Source organism: Streptomyces sp. NPDC059900, assembly GCF_050270335.1.
In the GTDB taxonomy this organism is placed as follows: Bacteria; Actinomycetota; Actinomycetes; order Streptomycetales; family Streptomycetaceae; genus Streptomyces.
In genome coordinates this window covers 1-10,050 of sequence record NZ_JBNNJZ010000301.1, presented here as the reverse complement: position 1 = coordinate 10,050, position 10,050 = coordinate 1, and the positions used below count along the sequence as shown (strand labels likewise).

Below are 10,050 nucleotides of genomic sequence, written 5' to 3'. Positions count from 1 at the left end.
GTGATGGCGCTGCTCGGGGAGCGGAACTGGTACCTGCCGCGGTGGCTGCGGTGGCTGCCGGACATGACGCACGACGAGCCCTCCGTCGGGGAGGCGCCGGTGCCTGTGCGAGGGGAGCGGGTACGGGCGTGACCCTGCGCCCATGAAAAAGCCGGCCGGGCTGGAGGCATCCAGCCCGGCCGGATACTCTCAGCCCGTCCGGCGTTTGAGGACGAACCAGGCGAAGCCGGTGCTGTTACACCGAGGCCCCTGCCATGATCTTGCGCTCCTCGAAGGAGTCGATCGTCCGCGTGAAGTCCCGCGTCGAGAGCAGCAGCTTGTAGATGATGGCCAGCTCGAAGACGAGGAGCAGCGCGCCGGAGACGATGGTCGCCGGAAGCACCACGTCGAACAGCGGGCCGATCATGAAGACGCCCATCTGGAACTCGATGCCGCTCACCAGGTGGGTACGGATCCGGTGGCGCAGCAGGAAGGAACGGGCCCGCAGATACGCCGGGAACTTGCCCCGGAACTCCTGGTGCAGGTCGATGACCTGTCGCTTGGGCGCGGGCGCGACCTCGGGGGCCTGCGGGGTTTCCGGTACGCCCTGCTCGGCTCGCGTCTTCTGCAGGTCCTGCTCGATGTCGGCCTCGGGGTTGTCCCGCAGCAAGTCCTCCATGAAGGCGAGCTCGGCCTCGTTCTCGGCCCGGCGGGCCGCCCTCATGCGGCTCTTGATCTGCTTGCGCATGGTGTGCCGGATCTTGAAGATCTCCAGGCCGTTGATGTAGCGCAGGGTGTCGAGGGCGACCACGGCGACCGCGGCCCAGATGTAGAAGGCATCCCCGGTGCGGTGGAACTGGCCGCCCATCAGGGCCACCGCACACGCCATCACGCGAATCCGGTCGAATACGAAGTCCAGCCAGGCGCCGAACACCGAACCGGTGCCGGTGAGACGGGCGACCTTTCCGTCCATGCAGTCGAGGATGAAGCTGCAGTGATATACGACGGCACCGACGGCCAGCCACTGCCAGTCGCCCATCGCGAAGAACCCCGCGGAGACGAGCCCCAGCAAGAACGCGCCCCAGGTGATCTGGTTGGGCGTGATCCTGGTCCGCATCGCCGTCCACCGCACCAGCGGCGTGGCGACCGGATCGACCAGAATCACGGTCCACCAGGCGTCACGCTTCTTCTGCGTGATGCGGCGCACCTCGTCGAGGGGCGGTATGTCTCGTCGCATGTGGGGTCAACTTCCTGGCGTTCGCGGAACGTTCACCTCACGCTAAGAAGCAATTGGTTCAACTAACAAGTAGCCGAGCGTGCAACCTTTCGGCTGGGGTAATGGTCAAACGGGCAAGACGAGTCAATACCTATGCCAGAACCACCCTGCGTTACCTGAGCGTTATCGAACGACAGATATGTAACAGAAATGCCCGGGGTGCAACGGAAAGGCATTCCCGGGCATCACGCGCCGACGAGCCGGATGCATCACCGGACCGCCACCGGCGTCACATTTTGTCCCGTCCCGTCGCCTTCGTGAGCTCCTCCTCGATCAGATCGGCGGCCATCTTCGTGCCGCCCTCCCCCGCCATCGCGTCCCGCACCCCGGCGAGACGCCGCGCCACCTCCGGGTCGCCCGTCAGACCGAGCACCGCGTCCCGCAGCGTCTGCGCCGTGGCCTCCTCCATCGGCACGTGCCGGGCCACCCCGAGCGCCTGGAGCATGTCCGCGTTGCCGAACTGGTCGACGGCCTGCGGCACGGCGACCATCGGCGTCGCGGTGGCGAGCCCTTCCTGGCTGCCGCCCGCGCCGGCGTGCGTGATGAAGGCATCGGCCTGCTTGAGGACCGCGAGCTGCGGCACCCACTGACGGACCTCCACGTTCCGCGGGACGTCCCCCAGTTCGCCCGCCGTGACATGCCTGCCGACCTGGAGCACCACGTGCCAGCCGGGCAGGTCCCCGAACGCCTTGACGCACTCGCGGTAGAAGCCGGGCTGCTTGGTGAAGGACGAACCGAGCGAGACGAGCAGCACCTTCTCCGCGTCGGCGGGGCGTTGCCAGTCACCCTGCGCCGAGCGGTCGCCCTGGCAGGCGCCGACGAAGGTGTGCACGGCCTCGTCCACCCGGTCGGCGTTCGGCTGGAGCGCCTTGGGGATCAGGACGAGCGAGCGGGGCGGGCGCCCGACGAAGGGGTCGGGGTGCTGGGTGATCCCGTTCCCCTCCAGCCAGGCGTGGAAGCGCGCGTAGTACGCCTGGCCGCGGTCGGTCTGCTTCAGTTCGGCGTACATCGGCTCCGCCACCTCTTCCTCGTAGCCGTCCCAGGCCACGAGGTTCGGCGAGAGCGAGATCTCGGGGACGCCCCAGCGGCGGGCGAGCACGCGCGCCGGGTACGAGGTGATGTCGTACAGGACGAGGTCCGGTTCGTCGCCCTCGTACGCCGCCGCCAGTTGCGGCAGCGTCTCGATCGCCTCGGTGAGGAACGGCTCGATGTTGTCGATCAGCTCGGTCCCCCAGGCCTCGGGGTCGTCGTCCGGGCCTGGCAGCGTCGTATCGAACGGGACGGGCTCGGCGCCGGCCTCGGCGACCTTGTCGGCGAAGAGGTGCGGGATCGCGTACGTGACGCGGTGACCGCGGGCGACGAGTTCCCGGATCACTTCGAGGCTCGGGTTCACGTGCCCGTGCGCGGCGATGGAGAACATGGCGATATGGGCACGCTGGCGTGTGGTCATGCCCGGAACTCTAAACGAGACGAGACGTCTCGTGCAACCGTGTGCGCCGCCGCAGCCGACCGCGGGACCTACTCGACGTCCACGCCGCTCCGCGAGGCGGCGTCGTTATAACGCAGCAGGCACTCGGCGAACTTCTCCAGGTCCGGCCCGCTCCAGCCCGTGAGCCGCTCGTGGAACGCGACCCGGCGCGCGTCGGTGACCTGCGCCAGGACTTCGATGCCCCGCCCGGTGAGGTGCAGCACGTGCACCCGGTGGTCGGCGGGGTCGAGGCGCCGCTCCACGAGGCCGGCCTTCTCCAGGGCGCCCACCTGCCTGCTGATCGTCGACTTGTCCAGGGTGTAGTGCGCCGCGAGGTCCGTAGCCCGGCAGCCACCCTGGTACTCCAGGTGACTCAGGAGCGTGTACGACACGAGTGACAGCTCGGGGTGCATCCGCGCGGCGGTGGCGCGGGCCCGCCGGGCGAACGCCGTCATCTCCCGCTGAATGATCTCGATGGACCCGTCCCGGTCGGTCACGGTTTTTCCCTCTCCACGAATGGTTGTACAGTACAACACCGAGATTGTGTGTATATGCCAACCATCGACGACCGACCGTGTCGGCCATCGACTGTCGCGAGAGGTCTCCCGATGACCGCCACCTCGGCGCCCGCCCACAAGGCACCCGCCGGCCCGGCACCCGCTTCCGGACCACTGCGCCACGTCCTCCTCCATCTGGTGACGCCCCTGCTGATGTGCCTGGGCATGGGCCTTGCCTACATGGGCGCCTTCGTCACGCCCGAGCCGCACGAACTACCGGTCGCCGTCGTCGGATCGGGCGAGCAGACACAGGCCCTCGCCCAGACGATCAAGGACAAGGCGGGCGACGCCCTCGACGTACGGACCGTCGACTCCCGCTCTCAGGCGGTCGACGCGCTCAGGTCCATGGACATATCGGGGGCGTACGTCCCCGACGCCCGGTCCCCCGAGGTGATCGTGGCCACCGCGGGCTCCGACATGAGCGCCATGGCGGTCGAGAAGGTCTTCGCGCCGGTAGCCGCGGAACAGGGCGGTGCGCCGAAGGTCAGCGACGTGGCGCCGACCGTCGACGACGACCCCACCGGGCAGGGCCTGTTCTTCCTGCTGGTCGCGGTGGGCATCGGCTCGTACGCGTCGGTGGCGGCGCTCGGCGCCGCCGGGGCCGGGATGCGGATGCGGGCCCGCGCGGGGCTCGCCGCCGGTGTCTCGTTCGCCGTGAGCCTGATCGGCGCGGCGCTCGCCGGGCCCGTCTTCCACCTGGCGCACCAGGGCCTGTGGGGGGTGTGGGCGATGGCGTGGCTGTACTCGGCCGGCATCCTCTTCATCGGCCTCGGACTGCACACGTTCCTGAAGCGCTGGACGACGCTGGCGATGATGGTCCTGTTCGTGATGCTCAACTTCACGTCGTCCGGCGGCCTCTTCGAGCCCGAGCTCCAGAACGGCTTCTTCGGCTCGCTGCACGCCTTCTGGAACGGCGCCGGCTTCGTCGAGGGCATCCGCAGCCACCTCTACTTCGGCGGGTACGGCCTCGGCGGGCACGTCTGGACGCTGGCCGCCTGGCTGGTGCTCGGCCTGCTGCTCGTCGGCGTCGCGGCACTGTGGGAACGGCGGCAGCGGACCGCGGCGGTCCCCGCCGCCGCGCCTCGCTCCGCCGCACGGGAGCAGGCGGCCGAGCAGGAGGAGGCGGAGGAGGAGATGGAGGAGTCGGTCGCGGTGTGACCGGCTCCCCCGGCTCCCCCGATTCCCCCCTGTCCCCCGGCCTCACCGCTGGTAGCGCGCGAGCACCAGGTTCCCGTCCTCCACCAGCCGCTTGCGCAGTTCGTCCAGGTCGATCGCCCCGCTGTAGTACTCCTGGAACGCCGGGGTGGCGACCTTGTCCTTCCACTCCGGATAGCCGCGCACGGACTGCGCGGGTGCCGGGCGCAGGTCCTTCGCCAGAGCCGTGCCGGCCGCCCAGTCGTTCTTCTCGGTGTGCAGGGCCGGGTCTTTGAGCGCCTGTTCGCCCGTCGGCAGCATCCAGTCGCCGCGCGCCAGCTTCACCATGTTGTCCGGCTGGAGGAAGAAGTCGATGAACTCGGCCGCCTCCTTCTTGTGCGGGCTGTCCTCGGAGACGGAGAGCGTCTGCGGGCTGACGCCCTGCGCGAGGCCCTCGGACCCGGCCGGTGCGGGAAGGACCTGCCAGTCGAAGCCCTCGGGCGCCTGCTGGACGATCTGCTGGCGGTAGGAGAAGCCGAGCGGGACCATCGCGTACTTGCCGCCGAAGAAGCCCGGCAGCGTGTCGGAGCCCCCCATGCCCAGAGTGCTGCCGGACGCGCTCCTGTCCACGTTGACCTGGTCGTGGACCGTGCGCGGCATGATCTCGTCGGCCGCGTCGAAGCGGACGTCGACCTTGCCGTCCTCGCCCCGGTGGAACATCTTTCCGCCGGTCGACAGCGAGAGGTTGAGCGTCGCGGACACCGGCTCCTTGAGCGGCCATGCCACGCCGTACTTCCCGTCCTTGCCGTCGCCCAGCTCCTTGGCGACCGACCGGAACTCCGCCCAGCTCCAGGGCTTCCCGGGCGTCGGAATCCGTACGCCCGACTTCTTCAGCCACTTCGCGTTGGCGATCAGTACGCGCGGCTCCTGGAGGAAGGGAACTCCGTAGACCTTGTCCCCGAAGGTCGCCGTCTCCCAACTGCGCCGCGGAATGTCGGACTTGAGGCGCTCGGGGAGCAGGTCCCCGATGTCCGCGAGATATCCGCCGTACGCGAAGTCGGCGAGGTCGTCCGAGGCGTCGTGGATGATGTCCGGCGCCTCGCCGCCCTCGAAGGAGGTGAGCAGCTGGTCGTGGACGCTGTCCCAACTGCCCTGGACATACTCGACCTTGACGTCCGGATGGGTGGCGTTCCACTCCTTGACGAGCGCCTTGTTGGCGTCGACGGACTCCTTCTGCCAGGCCAGGGACTGGAACTGAAGGGTGATCTTGCCGTCGTCGTCGCCCGGATCGCCGCTGCAGCCGGTGAGCAGCAGCGCGAGAGCCGCGGTGGCGGCGGTCACGAGGCGTGGTGCCGCGCGCATCAGGCCTTCACCGCCCCGGCCAGCATGCCGCCCGTGATCCGCTTCTGGATGATCGCGAAGATGACGAGCGAGGGGATGGTCGCGAGGAACGCCGCCGCGGCGAGCGGCCCGAGGTCCGCGACGCCCTCGGTGCCGATGAAGCGGTTGAGGATGACCGGCAAGGTCTGCTTCTCCGGGGTCTTGAGCAGGACGAGCGCGAAGAAGAACTCGTTCCATGCGGTGATGAAGGCGAACATCGCCGTGGCGACGATGCCGGGGGCGAGCAGGGGCGCGACGACCGAGACGAACGTGCGCACCTTGCTCGCGCCGTCGACGGCAGCCGCTTCCTCCAGTTCGGCGGGGACGGCGCGGACATACCCCACGAGCATCCACAGCGCGAAGGGCAGCGACCACACCACATAGACCATGATCAGGCCGAGCAGCGAGTTGATCAGGTGCAGGTTCTTCAGGATCAGGAACAGCGGGATGATGATCAGGACGAAGGGGAACGCCTGGCTGATCACCACCCAGCCCGTCGCCGCCTTCGAGACGCGATTGCGGTGCCGCGCCATGACGTACGCCATGGGGGTCGCGATGACGACCGCGATCAGGGACGCGCTGAGCGCCGCGACCAGGGAGTTTCCCGCCGCCTGGAGCAGCGGCTGCTCGTCGAAGGCCTGCCGGAAGTTCTCCAGGGTCGGATCCTTCGGGATCCAGGTGGGATGCAGGCTTCCCAGTTCACGTGCGGGCTTGAAGGCCGTGGAGACCAGCCAGAGGAACGGGAAGGCGAGAAAGACGAGATAGGCGGCGAGCGCCGCGTACTGCGCGGTGCGCGTGGACTTCTTCGTACGCATCATGACTCGTCGGCTCCCTTCAGACGGCCGACGAGGTAGAAGGCGAGGATCACGGAGATCACCGCGACCATCACGCAGCCCATGGCCGCGGCATAGCCGAACTGGCCGTAGCGGAAGGCCTCTTCGTAGGCGAACAGCATGGGCAGGCGGGTGCGGCCGCCGGGGCCGCCCTGGGTGAGGACGTAGACCAGGGCGAAGGAATTGAAGTTCCAGATGAAGTTGAGCGCCGTGATGGCCAGGGCGATCGGTTTGATCGCGGGCCAGGTGACGGTACGGAAGCGGCGCCAGGCGCCCGCTCCGTCCATCGCGGCGGCCTCGTGCAGTTCGCGCGGGGTGTTCTGCAACCCGGCGAGGAGCGCGACGGTGGTCTGCGGCATCCCGGCCCACACGCCGACCACGATGACGGCCAGGAGCGCGGTGGAGGTGCCGGTCAGCCAGTCCTTGCCGTCGCCGAGGCCGAGGGTGGACATCGTCTCGTTCAGGACGCCCGCGTCCGGGTGGTAGACGAGCCGCCACATGATGCCGACGACCACCTCGGGCATCGCCCAGGGGATGATCGCCAGCGCCCGCGCGAGCCAGCGCATCCGCAGCGGCTGGTTGAGCAGGAGAGCGAGACCGAGGGCGAGGAAGAACTGCGGCACGGTGACGCCGAACGCCCACAGCAGGCCGATGCGGAAGGAGTCCCAGAACAGCGTGTCGTGCAGCAGGTCCTGGAAGTTGAGGGCGCCGACCCACTGGGTCGGCTCGGTGCGTCCCGACTGGGAGTCGGTGAAGGCGAGCGTGATGCCGTAGAGCAGCGGGACCACGCTGAGGATCAGGATCGGGATCAGTGCGGGAAGGACCAGGAACCAGGCGCCGTGGTCCGCGCCTCTGCGGTCGGACGCGCCTTTCGCTGACCGCTTCGTTGCGGTCGCCAATGTCACGGAATCGGCTCCTTTGGGCGGCTCATCGGGGTTTGGCCGCCCAGGCGGCCCCCGTCATCGTGCTGATGGGATCTTGATACGTCAAGCAGCTGCGCAGGCCCGGCAGCCTCTTGGCCTGTGCAAATGGGAGAATGTGTCGGGCGGACAGAGCAAGCGGTGCGGGAGGAAGCGGATGGACGAGGCGCGGGCAAGGGACGTACTGAGCGCTGCGGGGCTCGGGCGGGACGCGGCGCTGCTCGCACTCGGCGAGAACGCGGTGTTCGCCGACGGCGACTCGGTGTTCAAGGTCGGGCGGGCGGCGCCGGAGCTCCTCGACCGTGCGCGGCGGGAGTTGCGGGTCGCGCGGTGGCTCGAGAAGTCGGACGTGCCTGCCGTACGGGCGGCCGAGGACGGGCCCCGCCTGGTGGACGGGCACCCGGTGACGGTGTGGCACCGGCTGCCGGACGCCGTGCGTCCGGCAGAGCCGCGCGACCTCGCCGGGCTCCTCCGCCTCGTGCACGCGCTTGACGCGCCCGGCTTCGAGCTGCCCCGGCGCGAGCTCCTGGGCGGGGTCGAGCGGTGGCTGCGGCTCGCCGGTGACGCGATCGACGCCGGGGACGCGGACTATCTGCGCGAGCGCAGGGACGGCTTCGAAGCGGCGGCAGCGGCGCTCACTCCCCGTCTTGCTCCCGGTCCCATTCATGGCGACGCTCTCCCCCGCAATGTCCTCGTGGGCGCGGACGGTCCGGTCCTGGTGGATCTGGAGACCTTCTCCGCCGACCTGCGGGAGCACGATCTCGTGGTGATGGCGCTCTCGCGCGACCGGTACGGACTGGCTGCCGAGGCCTACGACGGGTTCGTCGCGCGGTACGGCTGGGACGTGCGGGAGTGGGAGGGGTGCGCGGTGCTCCGGGGTGCGCGGGAAACGGCGAGCTGTGCGTGGGTCGCGCAGCACGCTCCCGGCAACCCGAAGGCCCTTGCCGAGTTCCGCCGCCGGGTCGCCTCACTGCGCGACGGGGACCCGGGTGTGCGGTGGTACCCCTTCTGAGGTGCCTTCGGCGAGGTGCCTCTTCCGCCGTGCCTGTTCCGCAGTGCCTTTCCGCGCTGCCTCAGACTTCGGACGCGGACTCGCTGAACTGCTCCCGCAGCGGCCACGTGCCGTCCACCACCGCGTCCTCCTGCCCCTTCTTCCGCAGGAACTTCTGGAAGTCCGCCGCCCACTGCGCATACCAGTCGATCTGGCGGCGGTGCAGCTCGGCGGGGCCGAAGGCCGCCAGCTTGGGGTGACGGTCGGCTATCGCGGTCGCAAGGCGGGCCGCGGCCAGGGCGTCCGACGTGGCGTCATGGGCGGATTCGAGCAGGACTCCGTACTCCGTGCAGACCGCTTCCAGGTTCCGCTTGCCCTTGCGGTAGCGCTCGACGGAGCGGTCGATCGCGTACGGGTCGATGACCGGGGCCGGTTCCGCGCCGCCCAGGCGCTCGCGCAGGGACGGCAGGCCGTGCCGGTGCAACTCGGCGGAGAGCAGGGTGAGGTCGAAGGTGGCGTTGTACGCGACGACGGGGACGCCCGACTGCCAGTACGACACGAGGACGGCTGCTATCGCCTCGGCGACCTCCGCGGCCGGTCTGCCGTCCGCCGTGGCCCGTTCGTTCGAGATGCCGTGCACCGCGACGGCCTCCGCCGGGATCTCGACCCCCGGGTCGGCGAGCCATTCCCTGCGGCCCAGCGTCTCGCCGGCCCTGACCTCGATGACCGCCGCCGTGACGATGCGCGCCTCGTGCGGATCCGTCCCGGTCGTCTCCAGGTCGAAACCGATCAGCAGCTCCCGGTGCCAGCCCATGGCCGCCCCCTTCTCTGTGGTGCTTTCCCCCATTGACCACCAGGTTCCCACGCGCCACTGACAATCCGAGGCGCACGTTCCGCTTCCCGCTCTCCGCTCAGGTCGGGGTCGCCGGCCCCGGCGGCTCAGGAGACCGGCCGTGAGTCCGTCCAGGCCAGTTCGAACTCCTCCCGGTACGTCTCGAAGAGTCCGTTGTCGTCCGGCTCGTCCGCCTTCACCACCCGGCGTCCGCCGCGCAGCACGAGCACCGGCGCCTCCATCCCCCGCGTCCTGCGCAGGTACGACTGGACGACCGCGATCCCGTCCGCGCCGTCCCCGTCGACCAGATACGCGGTGAAGCGCGGCGTCTCGTCGAAGACCTGGATCTCGAAGGCGCCCGGATCGCGCAGCCGGGCCCGCACCCGGCGCATGTGCAGGATGTTCATCTCGACGCTGCGGCTCAGCTCGCCCCGCTTCAGGCCCAGTTCACGCTCCCGGCGCTTGACCGCGCTGCTCGCCGGATTGAGGAAGAGCAGCCGCACCCGGCAGCCGGACTCCGCGAGCCGGACGAGGCGGCGCCCGGAGAAGTTCTGGACCAGGAGGTTCAGGCCTATCCCGATCGCGTCGAGGCGGCGGGCCCCGCCGAAGATGTCCTCGGCGGGAAACTGCCGCAGCAGCCGCACCCGGTCCGAGTGGACGCCCACCACGTCCGCGTACCG

General features: G+C 69.6%; 9 protein-coding genes and 1 pseudogene. 2 read left to right on the top strand and 8 right to left on the bottom strand.

Annotated features, from left to right (window positions below; genetic code table 11):
• Positions 1-235 precede the first annotated feature (235 nt).
• From ACQKIP_RS29880 to ACQKIP_RS29870, 3 genes and pseudogenes are all read right to left on the bottom strand, one after another.
• Positions 236-1,216 carry a CDP-alcohol phosphatidyltransferase family protein gene (locus tag ACQKIP_RS29880; protein ID WP_365858638.1) on the bottom strand — a complete coding sequence of 327 codons (981 nt, stop codon included), beginning with the start codon at positions 1,214-1,216 and terminating at the stop codon, positions 236-238.
• 268 nt (positions 1,217-1,484) lie between these two features.
• Positions 1,485-2,760, bottom strand: a pseudogene (gene mgt, locus ACQKIP_RS29875) (macrolide-inactivating glycosyltransferase).
• A gap of 13 nt (positions 2,761-2,773) precedes the next feature.
• A complete protein-coding gene (locus ACQKIP_RS29870; protein WP_365858636.1) occupies positions 2,774-3,220 on the bottom strand; it encodes a MarR family winged helix-turn-helix transcriptional regulator in 447 nt (148 codons plus the stop codon).
• 111 nt (positions 3,221-3,331) lie between these two features.
• Between ACQKIP_RS29870 and ACQKIP_RS29865 the strand changes: the two genes are divergently transcribed.
• Complete coding sequence (locus ACQKIP_RS29865) at positions 3,332-4,438, top strand: hypothetical protein (protein ID WP_427744658.1); 1,107 nt, start codon at positions 3,332-3,334, stop codon at positions 4,436-4,438.
• 42 nt (positions 4,439-4,480) lie between these two features.
• Here the strand turns inward: ACQKIP_RS29865 and ACQKIP_RS29860 are convergent, their stop codons facing one another.
• The 3 genes from ACQKIP_RS29860 to ACQKIP_RS29850 are packed head-to-tail and all read right to left on the bottom strand — an operon-like array spanning position 4,481 to position 7,532.
• Positions 4,481-5,776 (bottom strand): ABC transporter substrate-binding protein, encoded by a 1,296-nt coding sequence (locus ACQKIP_RS29860; RefSeq protein WP_365858632.1) that lies wholly within the window; start codon positions 5,774-5,776, stop codon positions 4,481-4,483.
• Positions 5,776-6,612, bottom strand: a complete 837-nt coding sequence (locus ACQKIP_RS29855) for a carbohydrate ABC transporter permease (protein WP_427744655.1) — start codon at positions 6,610-6,612, stop codon at positions 5,776-5,778. The genes ACQKIP_RS29860 and ACQKIP_RS29855 overlap by 1 nt, the downstream gene beginning before the upstream one ends.
• Positions 6,609-7,532 carry a carbohydrate ABC transporter permease gene (locus tag ACQKIP_RS29850; protein WP_365858630.1) on the bottom strand — a complete coding sequence of 308 codons (924 nt, stop codon included), beginning with the start codon at positions 7,530-7,532 and terminating at the stop codon, positions 6,609-6,611. Before ACQKIP_RS29850 ends, ACQKIP_RS29855 begins: the two co-directional genes overlap by 4 nt.
• Before the next feature lie 172 nt (positions 7,533-7,704).
• Here ACQKIP_RS29850 and ACQKIP_RS29845 point away from each other — a divergent pair, with 172 nt between their 5' ends.
• Positions 7,705-8,559, top strand: coding sequence for a phosphotransferase enzyme family protein (locus ACQKIP_RS29845; RefSeq protein WP_365858628.1), 855 nt, complete (start codon positions 7,705-7,707; stop codon positions 8,557-8,559).
• A 61-nt stretch (positions 8,560-8,620) separates the two neighbouring features.
• Here the strand turns inward: ACQKIP_RS29845 and ACQKIP_RS29840 are convergent, their stop codons facing one another.
• Together ACQKIP_RS29840 and ACQKIP_RS29835 are read right to left on the bottom strand one after the other, a co-directional pair.
• A complete protein-coding gene (locus ACQKIP_RS29840) occupies positions 8,621-9,352 on the bottom strand; it encodes a 3'-5' exonuclease (RefSeq protein ID WP_365858626.1) in 732 nt (243 codons plus the stop codon).
• Positions 9,353-9,477: 125 nt separating this feature from the next.
• A partial coding sequence (locus ACQKIP_RS29835) for a DUF5919 domain-containing protein (protein WP_427744652.1) occupies positions 9,478-10,050 on the bottom strand: 573 nt, incomplete at its 5' end.